At 59.9% G+C, this 26558-nt stretch carries 21 protein-coding genes; 9 read left to right on the plus strand and 12 right to left on the minus strand.

Annotated features, from left to right (window positions below; genetic code table 11):
- Positions 1-16 precede the first annotated feature (16 nt).
- The 9 genes from VY732_RS26050 to VY732_RS26090 form a co-directional block, all read right to left on the minus strand.
- Positions 17-1174, minus strand: coding sequence for a D-alanyl-D-alanine carboxypeptidase family protein (locus VY732_RS26050; RefSeq protein WP_038361911.1), 1158 nt, complete (start codon positions 1172-1174; stop codon positions 17-19).
- 185 nt (positions 1175-1359) lie between these two features.
- Positions 1360-2370, minus strand: coding sequence for a septal ring lytic transglycosylase RlpA family protein (locus tag VY732_RS26055; protein WP_007909599.1), 1011 nt, complete (start codon positions 2368-2370; stop codon positions 1360-1362).
- Positions 2370-3380: a lytic murein transglycosylase B gene (gene mltB / locus VY732_RS26060; protein ID WP_007909597.1), complete on the minus strand. Its 1011-nt coding sequence runs from the start codon at positions 3378-3380 to the stop codon at positions 2370-2372. The genes VY732_RS26055 and mltB overlap by 1 nt, the downstream gene beginning before the upstream one ends.
- Before the next feature lie 17 nt (positions 3381-3397).
- Positions 3398-4501, minus strand: coding sequence for a rod shape-determining protein RodA (gene rodA / locus VY732_RS26065; RefSeq protein WP_049802149.1), 1104 nt, complete (start codon positions 4499-4501; stop codon positions 3398-3400).
- A gap of 31 nt (positions 4502-4532) precedes the next feature.
- Positions 4533-6428, minus strand: a complete 1896-nt coding sequence (gene mrdA, locus VY732_RS26070) for a penicillin-binding protein 2 (protein ID WP_331692547.1) — start codon at positions 6426-6428, stop codon at positions 4533-4535.
- Positions 6429-6438: 10 nt separating this feature from the next.
- The gene (gene rlmH, locus VY732_RS26075) at positions 6439-6906 is read right to left on the minus strand and encodes a 23S rRNA (pseudouridine(1915)-N(3))-methyltransferase RlmH (RefSeq protein ID WP_003185785.1); all 468 of its coding nucleotides are present in this window, start codon (positions 6904-6906) and stop codon (positions 6439-6441) included.
- A 9-nt stretch (positions 6907-6915) separates the two neighbouring features.
- Positions 6916-7410, minus strand: a complete 495-nt coding sequence (gene rsfS / locus VY732_RS26080; RefSeq protein ID WP_016986117.1) for a ribosome silencing factor — start codon at positions 7408-7410, stop codon at positions 6916-6918.
- Positions 7411-7482: 72 nt separating this feature from the next.
- Entirely contained in the window at positions 7483-8205 is a 723-nt protein-coding gene (gene nadD / locus VY732_RS26085) for a nicotinate-nicotinamide nucleotide adenylyltransferase (RefSeq protein WP_442968553.1), read from the minus strand.
- Entirely contained in the window at positions 8174-9445 is a 1272-nt protein-coding gene (locus VY732_RS26090) for a glutamate-5-semialdehyde dehydrogenase (protein ID WP_137216650.1), read from the minus strand. Before VY732_RS26090 ends, nadD begins: the two co-directional genes overlap by 32 nt.
- Before the next feature lie 177 nt (positions 9446-9622).
- Between VY732_RS26090 and VY732_RS26095 the strand changes: the two genes are divergently transcribed.
- From VY732_RS26095 to VY732_RS26120, 6 genes are all read left to right on the plus strand, one after another.
- Positions 9623-10318 carry a DNA-3-methyladenine glycosylase gene (locus VY732_RS26095; protein WP_137216649.1) on the plus strand — a complete coding sequence of 232 codons (696 nt, stop codon included), beginning with the start codon at positions 9623-9625 and terminating at the stop codon, positions 10316-10318.
- A 67-nt stretch (positions 10319-10385) separates the two neighbouring features.
- Complete coding sequence (locus VY732_RS26100) at positions 10386-11702, plus strand: bifunctional DedA family/phosphatase PAP2 family protein (RefSeq protein ID WP_077574671.1); 1317 nt, start codon at positions 10386-10388, stop codon at positions 11700-11702.
- Positions 11703-12017: 315 nt separating this feature from the next.
- Positions 12018-14081 carry a hypothetical protein gene (locus VY732_RS26105; protein WP_331692560.1) on the plus strand — a complete coding sequence of 688 codons (2064 nt, stop codon included), beginning with the start codon at positions 12018-12020 and terminating at the stop codon, positions 14079-14081.
- A gap of 52 nt (positions 14082-14133) precedes the next feature.
- Positions 14134-17613, plus strand: coding sequence for a calcium-binding protein (locus VY732_RS26110; protein ID WP_331692561.1), 3480 nt, complete (start codon positions 14134-14136; stop codon positions 17611-17613).
- A gap of 106 nt (positions 17614-17719) precedes the next feature.
- Positions 17720-19525, plus strand: coding sequence for a hypothetical protein (locus VY732_RS26115; RefSeq protein WP_331692562.1), 1806 nt, complete (start codon positions 17720-17722; stop codon positions 19523-19525).
- Between the two features lie 49 nt (positions 19526-19574).
- Entirely contained in the window at positions 19575-21551 is a 1977-nt protein-coding gene (locus tag VY732_RS26120; protein WP_331692564.1) for a hypothetical protein, read from the plus strand.
- Positions 21552-21732: 181 nt separating this feature from the next.
- Here VY732_RS26120 and VY732_RS26125 read toward each other — a convergent pair whose 3' ends face one another.
- From VY732_RS26125 to VY732_RS26135, 3 genes are read right to left on the minus strand one after another with little or no spacing between them, the layout of a single operon-like run.
- Complete coding sequence (locus VY732_RS26125; RefSeq protein ID WP_077574678.1) at positions 21733-22323, minus strand: LON peptidase substrate-binding domain-containing protein; 591 nt, start codon at positions 22321-22323, stop codon at positions 21733-21735.
- Between the two features lie 10 nt (positions 22324-22333).
- Positions 22334-23050, minus strand: coding sequence for an LrgB family protein (locus tag VY732_RS26130; RefSeq protein ID WP_331692565.1), 717 nt, complete (start codon positions 23048-23050; stop codon positions 22334-22336).
- Complete coding sequence (locus tag VY732_RS26135) at positions 23050-23412, minus strand: CidA/LrgA family protein (protein WP_102899886.1); 363 nt, start codon at positions 23410-23412, stop codon at positions 23050-23052. The genes VY732_RS26130 and VY732_RS26135 overlap by 1 nt, the downstream gene beginning before the upstream one ends.
- Positions 23413-23593: 181 nt before the next feature.
- Here VY732_RS26135 and VY732_RS26140 point away from each other — a divergent pair, with 181 nt between their 5' ends.
- From VY732_RS26140 to VY732_RS26150, 3 genes are all read left to right on the plus strand, one after another.
- Positions 23594-24049: a MaoC family dehydratase gene (locus tag VY732_RS26140; protein ID WP_116029866.1), complete on the plus strand. Its 456-nt coding sequence runs from the start codon at positions 23594-23596 to the stop codon at positions 24047-24049.
- A 112-nt stretch (positions 24050-24161) separates the two neighbouring features.
- A complete protein-coding gene (locus tag VY732_RS26145; RefSeq protein ID WP_077574681.1) occupies positions 24162-25889 on the plus strand; it encodes a C13 family peptidase in 1728 nt (575 codons plus the stop codon).
- 27 nt (positions 25890-25916) lie between these two features.
- Positions 25917-26558, plus strand: a complete 642-nt coding sequence (locus tag VY732_RS26150) for an oxidoreductase (protein ID WP_034153753.1) — start codon at positions 25917-25919, stop codon at positions 26556-26558.

Below are 26558 nucleotides of genomic sequence, written 5' to 3' on the forward strand. Positions count from 1 at the left end.
TGCAGGTCAACACAAATCAGTTGAACAAGCCGTAGAAGAATAGACGGATGCTATCCCACATGCGGCGGAAGATACCACCCTCCTCGACGCCATCCAGAGCGATCAGGTCAGCGCTGTGCACGACCTTGTCTTCCAGTTTGACTTCGACTTTACCGATCACGTCGCCCTTGGCGATTGGCGCGGTCAGCTGCGGGTTCATGGTCATGCTCGCAGCAAGCTTCTTCAGCTGGCCTTTTGGCAGGGTCATGGTCAGGTCTTCAGCCAGGCCGGCCTTGACTTGATTGGTGGTGCCTTTCCACACCGGAGCCTGAGCCAGTTCGGTGCCCTTCTGATAGAAGGTCTGGGTTTCGAAGAAGCGGAAGCCGTAGGTCAGCAGCTTCTGGGTTTCAGCGGCGCGCGCCACTTCGCTGTTGGTGCCGAACACCACGGCGATCAGACGCTGACCATCACGTACTGCCGAAGACACCATGCAGTAGCCGGCTTCGTCGGTGTGACCGGTTTTCAGACCGTCAACGGTCTTGTCGCGCCACAGCAGCAGGTTGCGGTTAGGCTGCTTGATGCCGTTCCAGAAGAACTCTTTCTGCGAGTAGATCGCATAGTGAGCCGGGTCTTCGTGGATGATTGCGCGAGCCAGAATCGCCATGTCGTGAGCCGACGAGTAGTGCTCAGGATTTGGCAGACCGGTCGGGTTCATGAAGTGGGAGTTGGTCATGCCCAGATCGGTGACAGTCTTGTTCATCAGATCGGCGAACGCATCTTCGCTGCCGGCGATGTGCTCGGACAGCGCCACGCTGGCGTCGTTGCCGGACTGGATGATGATGCCGTGCAGCAGGTCGCTGACAGTCACCTGCGAGCCGACCTTGATGAACATCCGCGAACCGCCGGTGCGCCAGGCGTTTTCGCTGACGGTCACCGGATCGTTTTCACCGATCTGGCCACGACGGATTTCCAGGGTCGCGATGTACGCGGTCATCAGCTTGGTCAGGCTGGCCGGTGGCAGACGCTGGTCGCCATTGTTCTCGACCAGCACGTTGCCGCTGCTGGCATCCATCAGAACGTAGGCTTTGGCGGCCAGTTGCGGTGGCGACGGCATCATCTCGGCCGCGAAGGCGGCTGGCGAGAGGAGCAGCGGGACTAGCAGACACAGGCGTTTGGCAAAGGTGGTGATGTTCATCCGTCTCTCGAAATCGCTAATGGAAACTGTCCTTGCGGACAAAATTTAATCAGATGACTTTCTAACGAGCCATCGCGTGTTCAGTTGCTCACTCCAGTCACCCTTGCCGGGCTTTTGTTCTTCGACGAGCCAACAACCTGATTCACCCCCCAATCGCTGGCGAATCGTCAATCAAGTTCTACGTATTACTCGGTGACCACACTTGGCGAACCAAGGTTGGCCAGGCGCACACTGTTCTGCACCTGGGCAATCTCACCCGGCGAGCCGATCGGCCCCAGGCGAACCCGGTGCAGGGTCTGCTGATTGCGCACGATCGAGCTGATGAACACCGGAGCGCTCACCATCCCGCTGAGCTTCGACCTCAGGAGTTCTGCAGCGTCCGGGTTGGCGAACGCGCCCACCTGCAGATACTGGCCAGTTGCTGTTGCAGAAGCGTTTTTTTTTGCACTCATCGGCACAGGGACGGTGTCGGAGGCATGTTGCTGCGGCGGTGGCGTCCATTGCTCGACGGTGCCGGCCGACGCCGTGATCACCGGAGCGCTGTTCTGCGCGACCTGCGGCTCGTTGAGCATCAACGGTGCCGGGCGGCCCTTGGCTGCCCAGTATTGCTGCGGATCGATGCCTTCAACCTTGACGCGCGCGGTGCCGGTTTCGGCGTAACCGAGTTTTTTCGCGGCGGCGTAGGACAAGTCGATGATGCGATCGGAATAGAACGGCCCACGGTCGTTGACGCGCAGGATCACCGTGCGATTGTTGTCCAGGTTGGTCACCCGAACGTAACTTGGCAGTGGCAATGTCTTGTGGGCGGCACTCATGCCGTACAGGTCGTAGACCTCGCCGTTGGCGGTGTTCTGACCGTGAAACTTGGTGCCGTACCAGGACGCTGTGCCGGAAGCGACGTAAGTCTTGGATTCCTGCAACGGGAAATAGGTTTTGCCCAGTACGGTGTACGGGTTGGCCTTGTAAGGACCGGTGTGCAGGGTCGGCGTGGCATCGGGGATGCGCGAAACATCGACATCCCACCACGGCGCGCCGTCTTTGTGCGCGCGGTTGATGTCCAGACCCGGCTGCGCTCGCACAGCGGTATTGGAGGTTTTCGGCGTCGGCGAACGGCTGGTCGTGCAACTGGCGACCAATACCGCCAACGCAGCGAATGCCACCAGCTTCAGGGGTTTATTGTTAGGCAATGCCCGCATTACTTGACGCCCCGTGCTTGTACCAGCTGTTCAGACAGTTGATGTACGGCCATGGCGTACATCACGCTGCGGTTATAACGCGTGATCGCGTAGAAATTCTTCAGGCCCATCCAGTATTCAGGGCCGTTGTCGCCTTCGAGGCGAAATGCAGTAACCGGCATATCATCGCGCAGCGCATCATGACTTGACCAGCCCAGCACTCGCAACTCTCCAACGGTTTTCGTCGGTTCGATGCCGGTGGTCAGGCCTTCATCGACCTGCTCGCCACGGACATCGGCGCGGCTGACCACAGGCTCACCCGCGACCCAGCCGTGACGCTTGAAATAGCTCGCGACGCTGCCGATCGCATCATCCGGGTTGTTCCAGATATTGATGTGGCCGTCACCGTCGAAATCCACCGCGTACGCGCGAAAGCTGCTCGGCATGAACTGCGGCAGGCCCATGGCCCCGGCGTACGAGCCTTTGAGGGTCAGTGGATCGACCTGTTCTTCGCGCGCCAGCAGCAGGAACTCACGCAGTTCCTTGCGGAAAAATTCGGCACGGGGAGGATAGTCGAAACCGAGCGTCGACAAGGCATCGATCACCCGGTAATTACCGGTATTACGTCCGAAAAAGGTTTCAACACCGATGATCGACACGATCACTTGTGCCGGTACGCCGTATTCCTGCTCGGCACGGGCCAGCGTCGCCTCGTGCTGACGCCAGAAATCCACACCACGGGCGATACGCGCGTCGGTGATGAACATCGGGCGATATTCTTTCCACTGCTTGACGCGCTCGGCAGGTCTGGAAATGGCGTCGAGAATCGCCTGTTTGCGCTGAGCCTCGCGGAACACCGCCATCAATTGCTCACCGGCAAAACCGTAGTCGCGGGTCATTTCACCGACGAACTCGGCCACCTGAGGCGAGCCTTCGTATTCGCCGGCCAGCGCTTCCTGGACGCTACCCAGAAGGCCCATCAGGCCTACCAGCGGCGCGCATCGAGTCGCCCAGCCACGCATTACTTGCATTGAACTCTTCACCTTATTCAAACCTGTGCGATCCACTTGCGATGGGTATGGATCGACATCAAAACCCCAAACGCTGACAGCAGCGTCACCAGCGAAGTTCCGCCGTAGCTAATGAACGGCAACGGCACCCCTACGACCGGCAACAGGCCACTGACCATACCGATGTTGACGAAAACGTAAACAAAAAACGTCATGGTCAACGCACCGGCGAGCAATTTGCCGAATAGCGTTTGTGCCTGAGCGGTGATCACCAGCCCCCGGCCAATCAACAATAGATAGATCAGCAGCAGCGCGCAGATGCCCACCAGGCCGAATTCTTCGCCGAGCACGGCAATGATGAAGTCGGTGTGGCTTTCCGGCAGGAAGTCCAGGTGTGACTGGGTGCCAAGCAGCCAGCCCTTGCCGAACACGCCGCCGGAACCGATCGCGGCTTTCGACTGAATGATGTTCCAGCCGGTACCGAGCGGATCGCTTTCCGGGTCGAGGAAGGTCAGGATTCGCTGCTTCTGGTAGTCGTGCATGATGAAAAACCACATCGCCACCGACACCGGAATCGCGGCGGCCAGCACGCTGAGAATCCAGCGCCAGCGCAGCCCGCCCATGAACAGCACGAACGCACCACCGGCGAGAATCAGCAGCGAAGTGCCCAGATCGGGCTGGCGTACGATCAGCGCGAACGGCACGCCGATCAGCATCAGGCTGATGCCGACATGCTTGAGTTGCGGCGGCAACGTACGCTTGGACAGATACCAGGCAATGGTCGCCGGCATCAGGATCTTCATGAATTCCGAGGGCTGAAAGCGGATTACGCCGGGGATGTTGATCCAGCGCGTCGCGCCCATGGCGTTGTGGCCCATGATGTCCACCACCAACAGCAGCACCACGCCGATCACATAGCCGAGCGGCACCCAACGCGCCATGAAACGCGGCTCGAACTGGGCGATGATGATCATCGACACCAGGCCGATACCGAACGATGTGGCCTGTTTGGCCAACAGATCCCAGCTCTTGCCGCTCGCCGAATACAGCACGAACAGGCTGCCGGCAGCGAGAATCAGCAGCAGGATCAGCAACGGGCCATCGATATGCAGTCGTTGCAGCAACGTCGCGCGGCGACGCATCACATCCTCACTGGAGAGCATGCGATCAAAGTTATTCATCACGGGCCGTAGCCTCCGCACTGATTGGGCTGGCGTATTCGGCCTTCAAACGTCCGTCCTGATCGAGCAGCCAGGCGTCCATGACCTGACGCACCACGGGCGCGGCGACGCCGGAGCCGGACTCACCGTTCTCGACCATCACCGAAACAACAATTTTCGGGTCATCGGCCGGGGCAAAACCGACAAACAAGGCGTGGTCACGGTGGCGCTCCTGAACCTTGGAGCGGTCGTACTTCTCACCCTGCTTGATCGCGACGACCTGTGCCGTACCGGACTTGCCGGCGATGCGGTATTGCGCACCGATAGCGGCTTTACGCGCAGTACCGCGCGCACCGTGCATCACCTGCTGCATGCCGTGGTTGACCTTGTTCCAGTCGGACGGATCGCGCAGGACAATGTCCGGCATCGGATTCTCGTCAATCGGTTTCACCCCTTCGAGGGATTTGGCCAGGTGCGGACGATTCCAGATGCCTTTGTTGGCGACCAGCGCCGTGGCCTGAGCCAGTTGCAGCGGCGTTGATTGCATGTAGCCCTGGCCGATCCCGAGGATCAGGGTTTCACCCGGGAACCACGCCTGTTTACGCGTCGCCCGTTTCCATTCGCGGGACGGCATCAGGCCGGGGGATTCTTCGAACATGTCCAGCGAGACCTTCTGGCCGATGCCGAACTTGTTCATGTAGGCCGACAGCCGATCGATGCCGAGCTTGTGCGCCAGGTCATAGAAGTAGGTATCGTTGGAACGCATGATCGCCGTGTCGAGGTCGACGAAACCGTCGCCCGTACGGTTCCAGTTACGGTATTTGTGATCGTAGTTGGGCAGCATGTAGTAGCCCGGGTCGAACACCCGGCTCGAAGCCGTGACTACGCCAGAATCGAGACCGGCAATCGCCACCGCAGGTTTGATCGTCGAGCCCGGCGGGTACAGACCACGCAAGACCCGGTTGAACAGTGGCCGGTCGATCGAATCACGCAACTCGGCATACGCCTTGAAGCTGATCCCGGTGACGAACAGGTTCGGGTCGAAACTCGGCTGGCTGACCATCGCCAACACTTCGCCGGTCTTCGGGTCCAGCGCAACCACCGCACCACGACGACCGCCCAATGCCGCTTCGGCGGCTTCCTGCAACTTGATGTCCAGACTGAGGACGATGTCCTTGCCGGGAATCGGATCGGTGCGCTTGAGCACACGCAGCACGCGGCCACGGGCGTTGGTCTCGACTTCTTCGTAACCGACCTGACCGTGCAATTCCGGCTCGTAGAAACGCTCGATGCCGGTTTTGCCGATGTGGTGGGTGCCGCTGTAGTTGACCGGATCGAGGCTCTTCAGCTCTTTCTCGTTGATCCGCCCCATGTAACCCACCGAGTGCGCGAAATGCGCGCCCTGCGGATAGTGACGAACCAGCTGCGCAACCACTTCCACGCCCGGCAGGCGGAACTGGTTCACCGCGATGCGGGCGATCTGCTCTTCGCTCAGCTCGAACAGGATCGGCACTGGCTCGAACGGCCGGCGCCCCTGACGCATGCGTTTCTCGAAGATCACCCGGTCCTCGGGCGTCAGCTCCAGCACTTCGACGATGACGTCGAGCACTTGCTGCCAGTCGCCGGAGCGCTCACGGGTCATGCTCAGGCTGAAGCTTGGACGGTTATCCGCCACCACCACGCCGTTGCGGTCGAAAATCAGCCCACGGGTCGGCGGAATCGGCTGCACGTGGACACGGTTGTTTTCCGACAGCGTCGAGTGGTACTCGTACTGGATCACCTGCAAGTAATACAGCCGCGCGATCAACACGCCGATCAGCAGCATGATCGCAATGGCCCCGAACACGACGCGGCTACGCACCAGGCGTGCGTCCTTTTCGTGGTCCTTGATGCGGATCGGCTGAGACATGAGGGCTGGATTACTTGTGGTAAGGGTGACCGGACAGCACGGTCCAGGCACGATACAACTGTTCGCCGATCAGGATCCGCACCAGTGGGTGCGGCAACGTCAGCGGCGACAACGACCAGCGCTGATCGGCACGGGCACAGACTTCCGGCGCCAGCCCCTCCGGGCCACCAACCATGAAGTTGACCGTGCGCGAATCCAGCCGCCAGCGATCGAGTTCGACCGCCAGCTGCTCGGTGCTCCAGGGCTTGCCGTGGACTTCCAGCGTGACGATCCGCTCGTTCGGCCCGACCTTGGCCAGCATGGCTTCGCCTTCCTGACGGATGAATCGGGCCACGTCGGCATTCTTGCCACGGGTATTGAGCGGTATTTCCACCAGTTCCAGCGCCAGCTCGGACGGAAGACGCTTGGCATATTCATGCCAGCCTTCTTCCACCCACTTGGGCATGCGTGAACCGACGGCGATCAGGCGCAGTCGCACAGCAATCCCTTACAGCTGGTCTTTGTTGAGCTTGGTGAAATGCTCGTGGGTGTTTTCCGGGCTGTGGTGCTTGGCGTCGGCCGCACGGCTCTGCTCGGCACCGGCCCACAGGCGCTCCAGGTCATAGAACTGACGTGCCGAGGCGGTCATCATGTGCACGATCACGAGGTCCAGGTCGAGCAGCACCCAGTCGCTGTCGCCCTTGCCTTCTTCGCCCAGCGGCTTGGCGCCCTGCTTTTTGACTTCTTCGCGAACCTTGTCGAGCATCGCGTTGATCTGGCGGTTGGAGGTACCGGTGGCGATGATCATGTAGTCAGTAATGCTCTGCTTGTCGCGAACATCGATGATCTGGATGTCTTGTGCCTTGACGTCTTCCAGCGCAGCTACAGCCAGCTTGACCAGCTCGTCGCCCTTCAGCGGCTCATTGGTGTTGACCGGTTCTGGCAGCGGGGCGCTCTTGAATGTGCCTTTGCGCTTTACTTTGGTTTGGTCTTTGTCAGTCATATAAAACTCGTTTTGCTCATATATTCGGCGGCTTGGCGATACGGTGATTCGTATCAGTGAAGCACGCCTTGTTCAGTTCGACGCACGGTACAGACCGTGCGCATCGATGTAGGCCAGGACCGCGTCGGGCACCAGGAAACGTACCGACTTACCGCTGGCCAGCAGTTGACGGATCTGGGTGGCGGAAACCGCGAGCGGTGTCTGCCAGACGAATGCAATCTGTCCGCTTGGCCCCTTCAGGGCCAGCGGGTCGCTCACCGAACGCGCTGCCAGCAGGTTGCGCAAGGCATCCGGCGGTTCGCTGTCGGCGTCCGGGCGCTGTAGCACCAGGATGTGGCAATGCTGGAGCAACTCTTCCCAGCGGTGCCAAGTGGGCAGGCCGCAAAATGCGTCCCAGCCCAAAAGCAGAAAAACCTGGGTCTCGGCGGGCATTTCAGCGCGTATCGACTCCAGGGTATCAATGGTCCAGGACGGCTTGTCCCGCTGCAATTCGCGGGCGTCCACCATCAGCGGCGGCATGCCGGCCACCGCACACTCGACCATCGCCAAGCGATCCTGCGCCGACACCTGCGGCGTACCGCGATGGGGCGGCCGCGCATTCGGCATCAGGCGCAATTCATCGAGCGCCAGCGCTTCGGCGACTTCCAGCCCACCGCGCAAATGGCCGATGTGCACCGGGTCGAACGTACCGCCCAGCACGCCGATGCGCCGCGGACGGGTTTCGCTGCCGGTTTGCGGCGCTGTCAGGTCGAGGTCGGTCAAGTCAGACCGGCGCCTGGCCGCGCAACTGGCCATCACCGACCACGATGTACTTCTCGCAGGTCAGTCCTTCGAGACCCACCGGGCCGCGGGCGTGCAGCTTATCAGTAGAAATGCCGATCTCGGCACCCAATCCGTATTCAAATCCATCGGCGAAGCAGGTCGGGGTGTTGATCATCACCGACGCCGAGTCGACTTCCGCCACAAAGCGCCGGGTGTCAGCGAGGTTTTCGCTGACGATCGAGTCGGTGTGATGGGAGCCGTAATGGTTGATGTGTTCGATGGCCTGATCCAGACCGTCGACCACACGGATCGACAGGATCGGCGCCAGATATTCGGTGTTCCAGTCGTCTTCGCTGGCGGCTACGGCGTCGATGATCGCCCGGGTGCGCTCGCAGCCACGCAGTTCGACGCCTTTTTCGCGGAACTGGGCGGCCATCGACGGCAGGAAATCTTGCGCAACCGTTTGATCGACCAGCAGCGTCTCCATCGCACCGCAGATGCCATAACGATAAGTCTTGGCATTGAAGGCGATGCGCTGGGCTTTCGCCAGATCGGCGTGGGCACTGACGTAGACGTGGCAGATACCGTCCAGATGCTTGATCACCGGCACCCGGGCATCGCGACTGATGCGTTCGATCAGGCCACGGCCACCGCGCGGCACGATCACATCGACGTACTCAGGCATGCTGATCATCGCGCCAACAGCGGCACGGTCAGTGGTTTCGACCACTTGCACCACAGCGGCAGGCAATTCGGCCTCGGCCAGACCGCGCTGAATGCATGCGGCAATCGCCCGGTTGGAATGAATCGCTTCGGAGCCACCGCGCAGGATGGTTGCGTTGCCGGACTTCAGGCACAGGCTGGCGGCATCGATGGTCACGTTGGGACGGGATTCGTAGATGATCCCGATCACGCCCAGTGGCACGCGCATTTTGCCGACCTGAATCCCCGACGGACGGAAGCTCATGTCACGGATCGCACCGACCGGGTCCGGCAGTGCCGCGACCTGACGCAAACCGACGATCATGCCGTCGATGCGCGCCGGGGTCAGTTGCAGACGTTCCAGCAATGCCGGTTCCAGACCATTGGCGCGACCGGCAGCCAGATCCTGCTCATTGGCGGCGGCAAGCTCGGCGCGCGCGGCGTCCAGGGCATTGGCAGCGGCCTGCAGGGCGCGGTTTTTCTGCGCGGTGCTGGCACGGCCGATGACCCGGGAGGCTTCGCGGGCGGCGCGACCCAATCGGGTCATGTAGTCAAGAACGGACTCAGTCATGGTCTGCTGGGGTCTTGGCAAAGAGGAAAGCGGCAGATTATAGCTGTCGCGTCCCGGGACTAACAGCGGTGACGGGCGGATGGTCAAAATGAACGCAGATTCACCGGCGTTCAGGCCCAATTAAGCCGTGCGTTGTTATCATCACGACCTCCTGAGTCTGGATAATCGTTGCCTGCCATGTCCAACCTGACCGCTCGCCACCGCGCCGAACGCCTGCCGCTGGGGCTGCCGGACGCCTTTTTCGACCGCGATGCGCAAGTGCTGGCGCAGGATCTGCTCGGCAAAGTCATTCGCCACCGGGTTGGGGATCTGTGGCTGAGCGCGCGAATCATCGAAACCGAAGCCTATTACTGCGCGGAAAAAGGCAGTCACGCGTCCCTCGGCTACACAGAAAAGCGTAAGGCTTTGTTTCTGGATGGCGGGCACATCTATATGTACTACGCCCGTGGCGGTGATTCGCTGAACTTCAGCGCACAAGGTCCGGGCAATGCGGTATTGATCAAATCCGCTTATCCGTGGGTCGATGAAGTCAGCGGGCCGGCGAGCCTGGCGCAGATGCTGCTGAACAACCCTGATGCTCAGGGACGTGCGCGCCCCTCGCAAAAGCTTTGCGCCGGGCAGACCCTGCTGTGCAAGGCGCTGGGGCTGAAAGTACCAGTGTGGGATGCCAAACGTTTCGATCATCAAGTCCTTCTGGTAGAAGACACCGGGCCTGCGCCCTCGCACATCATTCAGACCACCCGCCTGGGTATCCCCCATGGCCGGGACGAACACTTGATGTACCGCTTCGTCGATGCGACTTACGCGCAATGGTGCACGCGGAACCCGCTGCGACGCGGTCAGGTCGAAGGCCGGGATTATTTTCTGCTGTAAACACACGCCCCTGCGGGCTGCCGACGGCTGCGCCTGCCGGGTTAATCAATGATTGGAGTTTTTCTGTATGGGCCCATGGCTCGATAGCGTGACCGGGTGGCTGGCGGCCAATCCACAATGGCTGGCTGCTGCGGTGTTCATTGTTGCTATGGTGGAATGCCTGGCGATTGCCGGTTTGATCGTACCGGGCACCGTGCTGCTGTTTGCCATCGCCGTGCTGGCCGGCAGCGGCGCACTGTCGCTGAGCGAAACCCTGCTGCTAGGCTTCCTCGGAGGGATTCTCGGTGATTTGATCTCGTATTTCCTCGGTCGCCACTTCCACCAGAACATCCGGCGCCTGCCGGGCTTGCGCCATCACCCGGAGTGGATGGCCGGCGCAGAAGGCTACTTCCAGCGCTACGGCATTGCCAGCCTGTTGGTCGGACGTTTTATAGGACCGTTGCGGCCGATGCTGCCCATGGTCGCCGGCATGTGCGACATGCCCTTCCCGCGTTTCGCCGCTGTCAGCCTGTTGGCCGCCGCCGGCTGGAGCCTGGCCTATCTGCTGCCGGGCTGGGCCACCGGCGCGGCCTTCCGCCTGCCATTGCCTGAAGGGTTCTGGCTGCAAGCCGGGATTGTCGCCGGCAGTATTGCGGCAATGGTCGGCCTCAGTGTGAACAGCAGTTTGCGTCGCCACCGCCGCGCAACAATCTGGATCAGCAGCATGAGCCTGTTGATTCTGATCGGCCTGTTCATCGGCTATCCGTATTTGACAGCGCTTGATCAAGGCGTGATGACCTTGGTGCAGGAACATCGCCAGCCGGTTCTGGACGAAGTTGCCGTCACGCTGACGCTGATCGGCGAGTTCCGCAACATGTTGATGTTCAGCGCGCTGCTCGTTGCCCTGCTGTTGCTGTGCCGACAGTGGCGCCACGCGCTGTTCGCGGTGGGTACGCTGCTGGTCACCGCGCTGGCCAATACCGCGACCAAGTACTTCTTTGCCCGGGTGCGTCCGGAAGTACTGACCGATCCGTTGACGACTTTCAGCATGCCCAGCGGTCACGCGTCGGGTTCCTTTGCGCTGTTCCTGACGCTGGCAGTGCTCGCCGGCCGTGGTCAGCCGCCGCGCATGCGCCTGACGTGGCTGCTGATCGGCTGCATGCCCGCCCTGGCCATCGCTCTGTCACGGGTCTATCTCGGCGCGCATTGGCCGACCGATGTATTGGCCGGTGCGATGCTGGCCTGTTGCGTCTGCGCCGCCAGCCTGTGGCTGAGCCAGCGCTCGACATCACTCAACCCCATGCCATTCAAAGTGTGGTGGTTGATCTTGCCGGCCATGGTGGCGATGTTCGCCTTCTTTGTTCTTCGGCACTTGCCGCATACATTGCTGCGCTATGCCTACTGATTAACATTTAACAAGGCTTATTGTTTTGGCGCTGCTTTTTTAGGAAACTTCCGACGAGAGCAGCGTTATTACCCCACTCCAAACTTCCCTCCTCCGGTAACTTTTCTTTAGTAGCCGGACGGCAACTTCCTGCACAAAAAACCAATAAAAATCAAAGTTACATATTTAATGAAAATCCAGACAGCTATTGCTTTCACGATTTTGAAAAGCCGTTAGATTGACTCGACATCCAACTTAAATATTGATCATTAAAACCATTCAAAAACAGCTTTACACCTGTGAATGTTTTATCGATCCGTTGAACTCGAGTAATTCATGAGTCCGAAAATACCGCGCAAACCGCATCTTTCCACAGTGCAACAACCCGAGCAGGGCAACCCTGCAACCTCACGCCCCGACACACCGCTGGCGACCGGTACACCGACTGGCTATCGACTGCCCGGTTTTCCCGATTACGCAAACCCGATGCCTGACACTGGCGCCCGGCCCGTGACAGATTTGCCCCGGACGCCCGCCGTGGTCATCCACGAAATGCCGACCACAAGCCAAACCTTCCCCGTCCACGATGGCTCCGCAGCCAAGTACTGGCTGAACGACGATTTTCTGCGCGGCATGAAGCCGGCGGACAGCGATGGTTTTCGCTGGATCGTCGGGCGAAGATTTGTCGACGTCGAATACCAGGGCAAGCTGTACACCACCCATGTCGGCCTCGATGAGTCCGGCCTCTTTCGCAGCAAACTGCTGACCGAACGCCAACCTTCCGGCCCACGCCTTTACAAGAATGATAGCCGGCCAACCTGGCGTCTGAGCGAGCAGGCCAGCGAAACACCGGCTGTGGGCAATGAGCCGCCGACACCCGGCACATCGCAGAAACGCCCGGCTGCCGTCACCAGCGAGCCAGACGCCAAGCGCCCTCGCACTGCGAGCACTCCGACCTTCATTGATCTGCGCCTCTACGCACACTCGTCACGTTCGCCGGATGCCCAGGGTTATTACGCGTTCACGCCGATTCGCAAGACCGACGCCGCTGACACCCGGTTTGCTTTCAAGGATCGATTCGGCAACTGGATCGAAGTCGATCCACCGGTGGCGGGTTTTGGCGCACAACCCACACATCTGAAGCATTGGACCGATCACGAGATATGGCAGTTGTACGGCATTCAGGGTGAGGATATCCGACGGTTCCGCGCCGAAGCGCAAACTCACGGCAGGGCACCGCAATGGGCAGAGTCCGCCACGACGAATAATCCGGCAAACGACCTGGCGCGTGACGCTTTGCGCTGGCTGCATCCGGGCATGACGTTGAAGCAGCGCGAATCCTTGCTGCAATCCTACAATTTGCTGCCCAGCCAATTGACGCGTCTGCGGCAAGACCTGAAGGGTGGACACACAATCCCGCAATGGGCCCAGGTGCATAAACGCCTGACTGAAGAGGTCAGCAATCCCCGACGCCTCGATAAGTGGAGCCAGCAGGCGGTCAATGAGCTCAACCTCAAACGCGATGCCCGCCATGACTGGTACAGCCCCGAAACCAGCCTGACCCTGGAAGTGCGCGAAGCACTGCTGAAGAAACTCGGCTATCTGCGCAACAAGAACAATTGCCTGTACCGCACCGACGTCCCGGCACTGTTCCGTGGCGATGAGCGCACACCGTTCGAACTCGCCAATGACGGCTTCATGCTGCCGCGCTATCACCATGAACCCGGCGCCACCACACACAAGCCAATGAGCGCCACGTTCAGCCTCAACGAAGGGCAGATGTACGCTCGCACTCCTTCCGCCGAGTACTTGCTTTACAACAGCCAGACCCACAAGTACCCGGGACGCAGTGCCGACGACAGCGGCTCGGAAAGTGATAACAGCGACTCGCACAGCAGCACGTCTTCCGATTGGTCCGAGCCGGCCAGCCCGATCTACTGGGATCACGACCGGCACTACGAACCGACCCGGACACGGCAGGTAGAAATGTTTCTTTATGCGCTGGACACCCGCCATCTGGAAGTGGTCCCCCATGAAGAAAACATGAGCTTCAACTCGGCAGCCCGCGACACACCACCGACGTGGTTTCCGTCCGACGACTTTGAAGGGCTGATCTCGGTGACTCGCAGCGGCCTGGATAGCGATCGTATCTGGCTGATCAACTCTGCGCTGACCAAAGCAGTGCAGATCGATCACATCAAGGAACAGGCCGGCGCAAGCGCCGAGCGCATCCAAGCGGCCACCCATGCCGGCCACCACAACAAATTCGAATACGACCAATTGATCGATAAAGCCGAGACCGCCGGCAAACCCGTGCTCAGGCTTTCCGGCAACGGCGACGAATTCGCCTATGACATCCGCTGGCCTGAACCGGAAAAAACACTGACTCAAGACGCGTGACACACCGGTACGGACACCGGCGCGCAAACCTCATCATTAAAGGATTAATGACATGTCAAAAATGATTACCCCGCCCCTGCAAATGGCCAACTTCAGCCCCGTTCAGGTCTCGCCCATCAACGCTTCGGCCAATCCCCATGCGCCCCAGGCTGGGACGCTCAACAGCGCAACACCGCCCGATGATGCAGCTGCTGCCTGGCGGCGCACGCTGAAATCCCTCGACAAGCATTTCGGCCCGTTGCGCATCGGTGAGGTGATGACCAGCCGGGTCGAACTGCAGGCCATGGGCGCGACAGTCCATGGCGAGGCCATCAGTCCGGCGAATGCCGGCATGCAGCGCGCGGATCAAGGCTTTATCGACGGGCTCAACTTCGACGCAGACAAGGTGCAGGCGCGGGTCAAATCGGCGGACATCGCCGACAGCGGCGTCGCGGCCATGCTGTTCTATGAAATCGCCTGCAAACGTTCCGTCGATGCCACTCCGCTGTTCGTCGCCGACACCGCCATTGACCCCGGCAGCGCAATGGATCGCTTGAACCAATTGGGCAAGGCCGCGCAGAAACTCGACATTCACCGGGTCGACGCGCTGGAAAACGCGCCGGGCTGGATCAGCAAAAACAAAAGCTATCTGCTCAGCGGCGCTGGCGTGGGCATGCAGGCATTCGGCATCTACAGCGGTTACAAGGCCATGATCGATGCGATCAAGGCTGGCGACACACTGGAGGCGATTTTTCAGGGCGGCTCCATCGCCGCCGAATTCGGCTCGTTGATCATCGAGCGGGGACTGACCAAAACCGGTGAGGCGATGCTGAGAAACGGCGGCACCGCGCTGAAGTATTTCCCGATGACGTCGATGGGCAAATACATGAGCCGGGGGGCCGGGATGTTCGCCAGCGCAATCACCCTGCCCTTCGACATCGCCGACGCTATCAAATCGTTCAATGCCGCCGCCGCAGCACAGGGCAAAGAAGCACAGGATCACTATGTCAGCGGCGGCTTGAGCGTAGCGGGTGCGAGCTTGAGCCTGGTACTGGGTGTCGCCGCACTGGCCGGTTTTGGCAGCGTTGCCGGCCCTGTCGGACTGGTCGCCGCCGGGTTGCTCATCGCGGCCTCGATCATCTACCAGGCAGCGCGGGTGGTGGACGACATCGATGACTACATTGAGCTGACCTTTGAAGAACGCATGCGCTCAGGCTGGTTCGCCTTTACCCGCCAGGAACTGGACAAGGAGGTCATGGATCGCTTCAAGCTCTCCAAGGGGTTTCATGATTACCAGAAACAGCTCGACGTGTCGGCCAGGGACATGCTCGAGGGTGCGTACAAGCACTCCATCGAACACGTGATCAACGGCGCTTTCCAGGTTGAGCTCAGGCCCGTGGAACTCTGGCGCTACCAGTGGGATGAAAGCGCCGGCGAACAACCGTTCAAGCTCGACAGTCAGGCCGCCATTGTCGAGGGCGACGACGTGATCGATGCCGGCAACGGACTGCCCGCCAATCTCAAGGGCAAAGTATCGGGCAGCGCCGGCGACGACAAAGGCGTTTTCTGGCGCCTGGGCAGCGGCAATGACCGGGTCATCGGCGTAAAGAACAAAGCCAATCTGTTCAGCTATCGCGACGATCACAAAGCGCTGACCGGTGGCGACAAAAACGATGCTTTTTATCAGGACGTCACCGAAAAGGAATTGAACCGCCTCCGCAAACCACCCCATCTCAATGTGCTCGATGGCGGTGCCGGTTCCGACACGCTGGCCTTTGAAGGCAGCCGGCCGCTCAGCGATACCCGCCACATCGGCCACTACATCGATCTGCACAGCGGCAGAGTCGCGTTGCGGCGCCTTGATCCGACTGTCGATGCTGTCGACGTCGCGCAACTCACCTCGATCGAGAACGTCTCGACCCTGCGCAAAGGCACCAGCCGCGTCACCGGCAACGACGCGGCCAATCGCATTGCGGCCAACGGCTACGATCGCATCAGCGCCGGCGCGGGCGATGACACGATCGCTATCTACGGGCTGGACTGTCGGGTCGAGGGCGGTACTGGTGCGGACCGCTACTACATCGCCAGCAGCAATGCGCGAACGACCCTCATCGAGGATGGCGAACAGTCGAGCCTGATCGAATTCGGCTGGCCGGCAGACATCATTCAGCGCTGGCAGATCGTCGGCACATCGCTGGTGGTCAGCTCTCTGCGCGGCAAGGATGGCAACGACCCCGAGCATGTGCTGACGATCGAAAATGTCTACCAGTGGATCGATGGCAAACGCCAACTGAAGAACGATCAGTTCACCTTCAAGACCGCGGATGGCTATGAGCTGCGGGTCCAGCTACCCAAGGAGCCGGGGGATGCACCGACTCTGTCTGTCGAGCCCGCCGTCACCGTCATTGGCCAAGCGGCACCGGCTGTACACATCATCAACGGTGGCACTGTCGAAATCACCGAAGACGGTATGAAGCGGCATTTCGTGTCGCGCACGGATCGTCCGGTGGAGTTTGTCGCCCGGCGCGATACACCCGAAACATCCCGCTCGGTTTTTCTGGCGTTCAACAACGCCGAGATTGTCGATGTACTGCTCACTTATGAAGTGCAAGTGCGCAAAGGCATCTCCGGTACCACTCACCTGTACTACCGCGACATCAACCTGTCCGTCCTGCTGCCAGCGAAAGTGCTGACCTTCAAAGGCATCGTTCAGCCCATCCCGGCGGCCACAGGTTACAGCGGCAGAAACAGCCTGAAAGTCACCACGCCCCGTCTGGTGCAAGAGGTGGTGTTGATCATGCAGGACGGTATTTCCTACCGGCTTCAAGTTCCCGAACTGAACTATGAAGACGATGTGAAACATCCCGGGATTCGCGTCCTCAGCACCCGCAGTTTTCTCCAGCGACGCAATGGCAGCTATCGCTTTGTCCGACCGTTGGCGAGCGTAAAACCCGTGCTGACCGCACACCCCAGCCGGATCACCATTGAAGCGGGATCCCACACCGGCATTTATGTACTCGAAGGCCAGAGTTCGACTTATGACGTACTGCTGGCAAGCAATTCGATCATTCGTATTTCAACGCCTGGCGCCGCGGCAAAAACCGCCGATGCCTCGACCTGGAACCTGTACACCCGGACGTTGAAAGAACGGGTAGCACGCGCAGATATAAAACTCGAAGGCAACCGCTTGTACATCGCCAGCGTGACCGTCGAACTGCCGGATATCGACGACGATGCCCCGGTGGAGTCAGTCAGCGTAGTGACTTCAGCGGGCAACGTTTATGAGATTTCCCTGCTGTTTGAAGTGCTCCAACTGTACGTCGTCGATGCGCGTGGGTATGCCAGTGTCGAAGCACTGGTGGCCGACATCGATGCACATCAACAACGCCACGAACTGGCGGCGAAAGTTCATGTCACCCACATCGGTTTCGCCCCCGGGAAATCCGGCGCGGTGTTTTACAGCAGCGTAAGAAAGTACTGGGGTCTGGACAGCGATCCCCTGGCGCGAATCAAACCGGAAGATCTTCAGATCCTGCCGCCCGCGCAAACCTGAGTTCCGAGAAACCAAAAACCGTGCGCCGGTGTGAGCGAAGGCCCACACCGGCGCCTATTCAGTTCAGCCAACGGAAGGCTGACTTATCCACAGGGAGTGACTGCCAATGCGACAAAAACCCGGCCCACGCTCAAAGTCCCCACCCGTCGACCGAGCGGCCAGTTCTTCACCGCCGCTAAACCGCTCGACCGACACCCCGACTCTGCAAACACCCGGCAGTGTTTTTTCGCCCGACGAGCCCTCCTCGCCAAAACGACCGCGCCAGGATGAGCCGGGTACGTCCCGGTCAGTCTCCCGGGCAATCGAAGTGAGTGTTTCACCGGCCACCAGCGCCGACACGGGATTCTTTGCGGCGGGTTCACTTGAGGATTACGCGCATCCGTTTTTCGGCGACATGCCGGCACCGAATGCGGCCGGCATCCGCAGTTATCTGGGCAAAGACTGGGTTGACGTGCAGCTTGCGGGCACAGAGGGTCTGCATCACGTGTGTGTTCAATACGATGCGGACCTCAAGGCCTACCGGGTCATTTCGTTCAGACGTCTGGCGCCCGGCCCGCCGGTTTATCGCAGAGCCCAGGACAATCTCTGGAGCCTGGCAAAAAGCCCAATGCCGCCAGCGGCGAAGCTCGCGCACTGGACTGATCAGGACATCCAGCAGATGTACATTCTGCAAGACACACAGTTGGCGGACTTCCGTGAGCAGGCAGAGAAACACGGCCAACCACCGCAGTGGGCCCTGCGGGTGCAGAACACCGAGGACTACAGGCACGTCGCCGACTCCTTGAAGTGGCGGCATCCACAGCTCACGCTCGAGCAGCGCCTGCAATTACAGCGCAGCTATAACCTGAGCAAAGTCCAACTGCGCCAGCTTCGAGAAGAGCTCGGTCATGGGCCGATACCGCAGTGGGCCGAACAACATAAACGCCAGACACTCGACGCCAGCAATGAACAGCGTTTCAAACTGATCGGCGAGGAGCTGGACAACTATGTTCAAGACTTGCGATCCCAAGGGTTGGCCCTCAATCATCACTGGCCCGCCACCCGCTATAGCGACAGTTTTTTAGCTGACTACGCGGCTCATCTCGGCTACCTGCGAAGTAAACACAACATGTTGTACCGCACCGACATCCCGGCGATGTTCCGCGGCGAAACACGGCTACCGTTCGAATTGGCCAGGGACGGGCGGATGATGTACCGCAAAGGCAATCCCACGGGCACCACCAACAAACGCGCGTTGAGTGCAACCTTCGGGCTGCATGACGCCACTGCCTACGCGGCGACCCGGGGCGGCTTCTATCACGAGCTGCATTACAACTCGCAGGCCAATCTTTTTCCCGGGCTGAATCCACAGCGTTCGCAAGCACGTACCGGCGAGTCCTCCGATTCGGGCAGCAGTTCAGTCTCGGACGGTAAACGGACCGGCGATGAGGTCGACTCTGACAGCTCGTTCGTTTTCGATGATTCGAAAGGTTATGAATCCACGCGACGTCAGCAAACGACATCCTTTGTGTACGCCATTGATACCCGAGGCATGGAAGTGGTGCCGGGCGCGGAAAACAAGGCGTTCAACCCCGGCAACGGCAAGTTCCTCTTCGACGACATGGAGGGTCATATCTCCACGCCTACACGCGGCATCAGTGCCGAGCGGATCTGGCTGGTGCATTCCGACCTGACCCGCGCCGCCCGGGTCAAGGATGTGCTGCAGCAAGCAGGTGACCGTGTCACGGCAATCGAACAGGCGACCTGGGCGGGAACCGACAACCGCGTCGCTGGTTACTTTGGCAGCAACGCCTATGACAGCCTGATCGACGACATCGCCCGTTCAGGCGGCGTGATACTGGATCTGCCCAAAGGCGACAAGACGTTCGCCGATGATGTCGTCTGGCCGGTCCCCGAGCACGACCGGCCTTGAACACAATTCAGCCAACGGATGGCTGACTCAACCACATGGAGTGACTTTTATGCGCCAGAAACCCGGGCCGCTGCGCCCATCCCCCACAGTTGAAACACCCGCTACATCGACACCCCGTCCTGCGCCCTACGATCGGCCAGCCGACCTCGATTCGCGCTTGCCTGGCCGCGTCAGAACGGATGCCTCGAACGCGTTGCCGGGCATTGATTCCGATGCTTCTCCTGGCCGCAACACGAGAACGGAGCCCGCCATCACAATCACGCAGATGCCCGAGACGCAGGCGCCCCGGCAGCCTGCAACGACATCACCTCTGGAGCCCTATTTGCAAAGCGTTGACCAGACACTGGGCCACAATGCCGACGGGCTGAAGAGCCACAAGGGACGACAGTTCGCAGACATCGCCAATGAGGACGGATCAGCCGCCGGGCTGACGGTGATGGTGGCGTTTCACGACTTGATCAAGACGCACCGGGCGAAATTGCCCAGTGAGCGGGTTCCCTCCGGCCCACCGCTTTATCGAGTGGCCGGCAGCAATCTCTGGAGTTTGCACAAGCCCGTCGAGTACTACCCTCCTGAGCGCTACACCCTAAATGACAGGGGTAACTCTTACTCTCGTCCTTTGCCAGATGCCCAAGGCTATTACACGGTCAACGAATGGGCCGACCTACCGTATCAAGGACGGGTGGTCACACGCACCAATGTCGGCTTCGCCCTGCTTGGTGAACATGGCAGGCTGGTTAAAGTTGACCCGAGTGAATCTCGCGGAGATGGCTCCGTACCGGCAAAACTTGCGCACTGGACCGATGGCGAAATATGGGACGTATACAGCATCCATGGTGCAGAAGTTGTGGCGTTTCGTGCCGAAGCCCAAGCCAGTGGCAGAGCGCCGGAATGGGCAACACGCGCAGATAATGACGATCACCAGAAATTCCTCATGGACTCCATGAAGTGGTCCCACCCGCAGAAAACCCGAAGTGAGTGCGCTGAACTCTTGCGCAGCTACAACTTGAGCAACGCTCAGCAAAAACGCTTGCGACCGGACATGGAAAACGGCTTTCCCGAATGGGCAGAACAGCACAAACAACTCACTCAAAACACGTTGGACGACAAGCGGTTTGACCTGATTGCGCAAGAGCTTGGCCCTTTCAGTCTCAGACTCAGAGAAGAAGGCGAAGACAATACCTATGACTTGCCTCCCGTTGAACAACGCTACGAAGAAAGCTTCCTGAAAAGCTACCTGGAACATGCAGGCTATAAACGCAACAAGCATGACTACCTGTACCGAACGGACATCCCGGCGATGTTTCGCGCCGACTTGCGCACGCCTTTTGAGCTGGCACGGGACGAGCGGTTGATCAAGTTGAGGGGCAACCCTTCCGACTCCACGACCAAGTCGGCTTTCAGCGTGACATTTAGTGCGGGCAATGGTTTGACTTACATGGGCTTTGATTACTACTCCAACCCTCGGCATTACAACAGCCAGGCCAACCGTTATCCGGGGCATTTTTCTGACAGTGATTCGTCGAGCGGAAATCGACACAGTTCGGCAGCGGAGTCTGATACATCGTTTGAAATGGATGACTCCCGCGACTATCCATTGCTGCGGCGCAACCAGACTCTTGGCTTCCTGTATGTCATCGACACCCGCGGCATTGAAGTAGTCCCGCGAGTGGAAAACATTTATCTGAACGACAGGGATTTTGACGGCGATAGACTGGAAGGCCGGATATCAATGCCAACGCGAGGCATCAGTGCCGAAAGGATCTGGCTGGTGAGTTCGGACCTGAGCAAGGCCGCCAGAGTCGAGGATATTTTGCTGCAGGCCGGTGACGACGCCGAGGCGATAGAGAAAGCCACGTGGGCGGGTACCGACGGGAACGATGTCTACTGGCATGGCAGCACTGCTTATGACGGCTTGATCAATCAAGTAGCCGACTCCGGCGGCGTTGTCTTGCTATTGCCCAAGGGCAGGAGCACATATTCCAACGACGTGATCTGGCCAGTGGCTGAACATTACCGAGCCTGACAAAAAAGGCGCCATTCATCTCACTAATGAACGGCGCCTTTTATTGAACAGTCGTGGCTTTACCTGGACAACTTGATCACGAATGTCGCCGGTTTGTCATTGAAGGCGTAGTGTCCGAAATCAAGACAAAGACAACAGCAAGACAATGCTGGCAACGCCGGCCAGTTAATTCAAAGTACAACTAGGCAAACAACTCGCCTTGCAGCTCATCGAGCAATGCCTGAATCGCATCCAGCCGCTGTTGTGGATCGTCGAGTTGCAGCAGGTCGATCTTGTCTTCTTCGGCGAATGGCAGCAGATAGGCCAACTGATTGGCCAGCGATTGCTGACCAAGCGCCTCGGTGCCCATGTTCAGCGCTTCCACCATCGGGTGCTCGGCCAAGGCCTTGAGCAGCGCCACCAGATCAGCGTCTTCGTCCTGTAGCGGTTGCTCGGGCTCGTCATCCAGCCACTCGACATCGGCGAGGATCAACTGATCGCGCTGCACCTCGGTACGCAACACCGTGAACCGGCGCCCACCCTGCACTCGTATCCCCAGCAAGCCGTTATCCTGCTGCTGGAAATCAGTAATCCGCGCTTCGCAGCCGACCAGCGCAAACCCTTCTGGCGCGACGCCGACTTCGTGGCCGTCAAGGATGCACACCACGCCGAAACCACCGCCCTGTTTCATGCAGCGGCCGATCATGTCGAGGTAGCGCGCTTCGAAGATCTGCAAGTCGAGGTTGCAGCCGGGAAACAGCACTGTGTTCAACGGGAAAAGCGGCAGACTCATAGACATTTCCTTACACCACCATCGACACCGCCAACGGCAGGAACACCGCCGTGGCCACGCCCATCAGACTCATCGCCAGCGCCGCGAAGGCACCGCACTCATCGTTTTCCTGCATGGCCACCGCCGTGCCGACCGCGTGGGCGGTCATGCCCAGCGCCATGCCTCGCGCTTCGGGACTGTGCACGCCGAGGCGGGTGAGCAGCGCCGGGCCGAAGATCGCGCCGATCACCCCGGTGATCAGCACGAACACCGCCGCCAGCGCCGCAACGCCACCAATCTGTTCGGCCACCAGCATGGCAATCGGCGAGGTCACCGACTTCGGCGCCATGGTCATCAGGATCATGTGCTCGGCACCGAACCACCAGCCCAGCAACACACCCATGCCCGTTGCCACCACTCCGCCTATCACCAGCGTAGTAAAAATCGGCCAGAACAATTGCCGAATACGTCGCAGGTTGAGGTACAGCGGCACCGCCAGTGCCACGGTAGCCGGGCCGAGCAGAATGCTCAGGATCTCGGTGCTCTTGCGGTACTCGGCGTAAGTCAGGCCGCAGCCAATCAGCACACCGATCACCAACAGCATGGAGACCAGCACCGGTTGCAGAAAGATCCAGCGGGTTTTCTCGAACGCCGCCAGCACCAGTTGATAGGCACCGAGGGTGATGCCAATGCCGAACAACGGATGATGAATCACCGAAGCCCAGGCGCCTTGCCAGTCGAAGAGCATCAGGACTCCTCCGACGCAGGCGCGTGACGTTTGACCAGGCGCTGCATCAGCACGCCGGCAAAGGCCATCGACAGAATCAGCGACAGCACCAGTGCGCCGACAATCGCCCAGAAATCGGCAGCAATGTCGCTCGCATAAACCATCACGCCCACGGCCGGCGGCACCAGCAGCAGCGGCAGATAACGCAGCAGGCTGCCGGCCGCGAGATTCAGCGGCTCGCCGACTTCACCGCGAATGATCAGAAAGACCAGCAACAGCAGCAGGCCGATGATCGGCCCCGGCAGTACCGGCAACAGCAAATGATTGAGCGCCGTACCGAGCAATTGGAACAGCACCAACATGGTCAGGCCACGTAGCAACATCAGACATCTCCCCCCACAAGTCGCCCGCATTATAAGCACGCCTGCGCTATGGATCGGCATTCGCCAAAAGCATGGTCGGTTGACCGGAGCAAATCGCCATGATGATCTACAGTGGTTCGCAGGGAGGTCAAATCCCCCCACCTTAAAAACTATAAAACCGATGAACCCAAGGAGAGTCTCAATGCCCTATGTTCCAGTTGCAGAGCTCAAAGATTATGTCGGCAAGGAACTCGGACGTTCCGAATGGCTCACCATCGATCAGGAACGCATCAACCTGTTCGCCGAAGCCACCGGTGATTATCAGTTCATTCACGTCGACCCGGTCAAAGCCGCGCAAACGCCTTTCGGCAGCACCATTGCCCACGGTTTCCTGTCGTTGTCGCTGATCCCGAAATTGATGGAAGACATCCTAGTGCTGCCCGAAGGCGTGAAGATGGTCGTCAACTACGGCCTGGACAGCGTGCGTTTCATCCAGCCAGTGAAGGTCAATTCCAAGGTCCGCCTGAAGGTCGATCTGGGCGAAGTGACCGAGAAAAAACCGGGCCAGTGGCTGCTCAAAGCCACCGCGACACTGGAGATAGAAGGCTCGGACAAACCGGCCTATATCGCCGAACCGCTGTCGCTCTGCTTCGTCTGATGGTTCTGGATGCGAAGCAGCGCACGCTGTTTCGCGTCAACACTGGTTTTACCGGCTGCATTAGTTCACATAGCTGCGGCATACTCGGTCGCCTAATTGCCCGGATCCCGCTATGCGCTCACTTGCACGTCTTGCACCCCTTGCCTTGACCCTGATGCTCACCGCGTGCGGCGACGGCGAATCGCTGTTGCCGCCAGATGCGCGCCTGCCCGATGGCGGACGCTATCGCGGTGAACTGGTCGATGGCTTGCTGCAAGGTCAGGGCCGCGTCGACTACCCCAACGGCAGTTGGTATGCCGGGCAGTTCGACAAGGGCCAGTGGCATGGTCAGGGCGAATGGCATGGCAGCAATGGCGAGATCTATCGCGGCCAGTTCCAGCAAGGCCTGTTCGACGGTCAGGGCAGCCTGACCACCAACGCCAGCAGCTACACCGGCGGCTTCAAGCAGGGCCGCCGCGAAGGCGAAGGCACCCTGAAAGAAAACGCCATGACCTACCGTGGCGAATTCAAGGCTGATCAGTATTCCGGGCTCGGTCGTCTGGAGATGGACGACGGCAGCTCCTATCAAGGCCAGTTCGCCCACGGCAAACCGAACGGCGAAGGCCAGCGCGGCGACGCCAGCGGTAATTCATTCACCGGGCATTTCGTCAACGGTCAGCTGGAAGGCAACGGCACGTTCAACAGCGCTGACGGCGATATCTACGTCGGCGGCTTCAAGAACAATCAGCTGCACGGCAAAGGTCGTTACGAAAACGCCGACGGCGATGTCTGGCTCGGCCAGTTCAAGGAAGGCGCGCTGACCGGCAAGGGCGAGTTGATCGGTGCCGACGGCAGCCATTACGTCGGCGCGTTCAGCGACTGGCGCTTCAGCGGTCAGGGCCGTTTGAACCTGCCTGATGGCAGCTTCTACATCGGCGGCTTCGACAATGACAGCTACGCCGGACGCGGCACCCTGGTGCTGACCGATGGCAGCGTCATGAGCGGCACCTGGATCAACGGCCAGCGCGTGCGCGACGCCGACGGCAAGTTACTGCCCGATACGCTCGAACTCGGCCTGCTCGCTCAGGGCCGCCTCCTAGAAGACGCATTGGCCGCCATCCCGGCGTCGACCCCGGCGGTCGAGCTGTACACCCTGACTCTCGGTGGCGACGGCAAGCAAAGCGTGTTCCTGCGCGAGTCCGACTACGTCGCCAATATGCTCAACACGCGCTTCGGCGCCTATGGCCAGATCCGTCTGGTCAACCACCGCGACCACCTCGGCGACCGGCCGATGGCCACGCGCGAAAACCTGCGCCGCGCCGCGCAAACCCTCGCTGAACGCAGCGGCCCGGAAGACTTGCTGTTCATCTACCTGACCAGCCACGGCACCGCCGAGCATGAGCTGGTGCTCGACCAACCGCGCATGGAACTGGCCGACCTGCCCGCCGACGAACTCGCCGCCGTGCTGGCGCCGCTGAAAAATCGCGACAAGATCATCGTGATTTCCTCGTGCTACTCCGGCGGCTTTATCCCAGCGTTGAAAGACGAGCGCACGCTGATCATGACCGCCTCGCGTGCGGATCGGGTGTCCTTCGGCTGCTCGGAAGAAGCCAACTTCACCTATTTCGGCGACGCACTGTTCGCCCAAGCGTTGAACCAGACCGATGATCTGGAGCAAGCCTTCAAACTGGCCAAGGCCACCGTCGCCGAGCGTGAACTGGCGGACAATTTCGAAGCCTCGGAGCCGCAGATCTGGGCACCGAAAACCGTGCTGTCGCACTGGCAACTGCTGCGCAAACAGCAAGCAAGAAAAGCTTTGCAAAGTGCTGCATTGAACGACGGAGCGATAAAGAGCAACTAAGCTGAACAGTATCAAGGGAGAGACACTATGTACTTGACGCCTCAGCACGTATTGCTTGCCGGAGCCACCGGTTTGACCGGTGAACATCTACTCGACCGTTTGCTCAACGAGCCAACGATCTCTCGCGTGCTCGCCCCTTCGCGTCGACCCTTGGCGGAACATCCACACCTGGAAAACCCGGTGGGTGATCCGCAGGCGTTTCTGCCGCAGCTCAGTGGTCGTGTCGATATCGCCTACTGCTGCCTCGGCACCACGATCAAGCAGGCAGGTTCAGAAGCGGCGTTTCGCGCGGTGGATCTGGACATGGTCGTGGCGTTCGCCAAACGCGCGCGGGAGATGGGCGCGCGGCACCTGATTGTGATCAGCGCGATTGGCGCCGATCCGAAATCGTCGGTCTTCTACAATCGGGTCAAAGGCGAAATGGAGCAGGCATTGCGTGCGCAGGACTGGCCGCAACTGACCATTTGCCGGCCTTCGCTGTTGTTGGGCGAACGCACGGAGCCACGCTTGGCCGAACAGCTGGCCGGGCCGTTGTCGAAACTGATTCCGGGTAAATACCGTGGCATCGAAGCGTGCCAATTGGCGCGGGCGATGTGGCGGTTGGCGCTGGAAGAGCAGGATGGTGTGCGGGTGATCGAATCGGATGAACTGCGCAAGCTAGGCAAATAA

Origin of the sequence: Pseudomonas sp. ZY71 (assembly GCF_036542145.1) — a bacterium.
Lineage (GTDB): Bacteria > Pseudomonadota > Gammaproteobacteria > Pseudomonadales > Pseudomonadaceae > Aquipseudomonas > Aquipseudomonas koreensis_A.

Excerpts from the sequence above, each read along its gene's own strand:
- VY732_RS26050 (WP_038361911.1), bottom strand. The coding sequence starts at position 1,174 with ATGAACATCACCACCTTTGCCAAACGCCTGTGTCTGCTAGTCCCGCTG.
- VY732_RS26055 (WP_007909599.1), bottom strand. The coding sequence starts at position 2,370 with ATGCGGGCATTGCCTAACAATAAACCCCTGAAGCTGGTGGCATTCGCT.
- mltB (WP_007909597.1), bottom strand. The coding sequence starts at position 3,380 with ATGCAAGTAATGCGTGGCTGGGCGACTCGATGCGCGCCGCTGGTAGGC.
- rodA (WP_049802149.1), bottom strand. The coding sequence starts at position 4,501 with ATGCGTCGCCGCGCGACGTTGCTGCAACGACTGCATATCGATGGCCCG.
- mrdA (WP_331692547.1), bottom strand. The coding sequence starts at position 6,428 with ATGTCTCAGCCGATCCGCATCAAGGACCACGAAAAGGACGCACGCCTG.
- rsfS (WP_016986117.1), bottom strand. The coding sequence starts at position 7,410 with ATGACTGACAAAGACCAAACCAAAGTAAAGCGCAAAGGCACATTCAAG.
- nadD (WP_442968553.1), bottom strand. The coding sequence starts at position 8,205 with ATGGCCAGTTGCGCGGCCAGGCGCCGGTCTGACTTGACCGACCTCGAC.
- VY732_RS26090 (WP_137216650.1), bottom strand. The coding sequence starts at position 9,445 with ATGACTGAGTCCGTTCTTGACTACATGACCCGATTGGGTCGCGCCGCC.
- VY732_RS26095 (WP_137216649.1), top strand. The coding sequence starts at position 9,623 with ATGTCCAACCTGACCGCTCGCCACCGCGCCGAACGCCTGCCGCTGGGG.
- VY732_RS26100 (WP_077574671.1), top strand. The coding sequence starts at position 10,386 with ATGGGCCCATGGCTCGATAGCGTGACCGGGTGGCTGGCGGCCAATCCA.
- VY732_RS26105 (WP_331692560.1), top strand. The coding sequence starts at position 12,018 with ATGAGTCCGAAAATACCGCGCAAACCGCATCTTTCCACAGTGCAACAA.
- VY732_RS26110 (WP_331692561.1), top strand. The coding sequence starts at position 14,134 with ATGTCAAAAATGATTACCCCGCCCCTGCAAATGGCCAACTTCAGCCCC.
- VY732_RS26115 (WP_331692562.1), top strand. The coding sequence starts at position 17,720 with ATGCGACAAAAACCCGGCCCACGCTCAAAGTCCCCACCCGTCGACCGA.
- VY732_RS26120 (WP_331692564.1), top strand. The coding sequence starts at position 19,575 with ATGCGCCAGAAACCCGGGCCGCTGCGCCCATCCCCCACAGTTGAAACA.
- VY732_RS26125 (WP_077574678.1), bottom strand. The coding sequence starts at position 22,323 with ATGAGTCTGCCGCTTTTCCCGTTGAACACAGTGCTGTTTCCCGGCTGC.
- VY732_RS26130 (WP_331692565.1), bottom strand. The coding sequence starts at position 23,050 with ATGCTCTTCGACTGGCAAGGCGCCTGGGCTTCGGTGATTCATCATCCG.
- VY732_RS26135 (WP_102899886.1), bottom strand. The coding sequence starts at position 23,412 with ATGTTGCTACGTGGCCTGACCATGTTGGTGCTGTTCCAATTGCTCGGT.
- VY732_RS26140 (WP_116029866.1), top strand. The coding sequence starts at position 23,594 with ATGCCCTATGTTCCAGTTGCAGAGCTCAAAGATTATGTCGGCAAGGAA.
- VY732_RS26145 (WP_077574681.1), top strand. The coding sequence starts at position 24,162 with ATGCGCTCACTTGCACGTCTTGCACCCCTTGCCTTGACCCTGATGCTC.
- VY732_RS26150 (WP_034153753.1), top strand. The coding sequence starts at position 25,917 with ATGTACTTGACGCCTCAGCACGTATTGCTTGCCGGAGCCACCGGTTTG.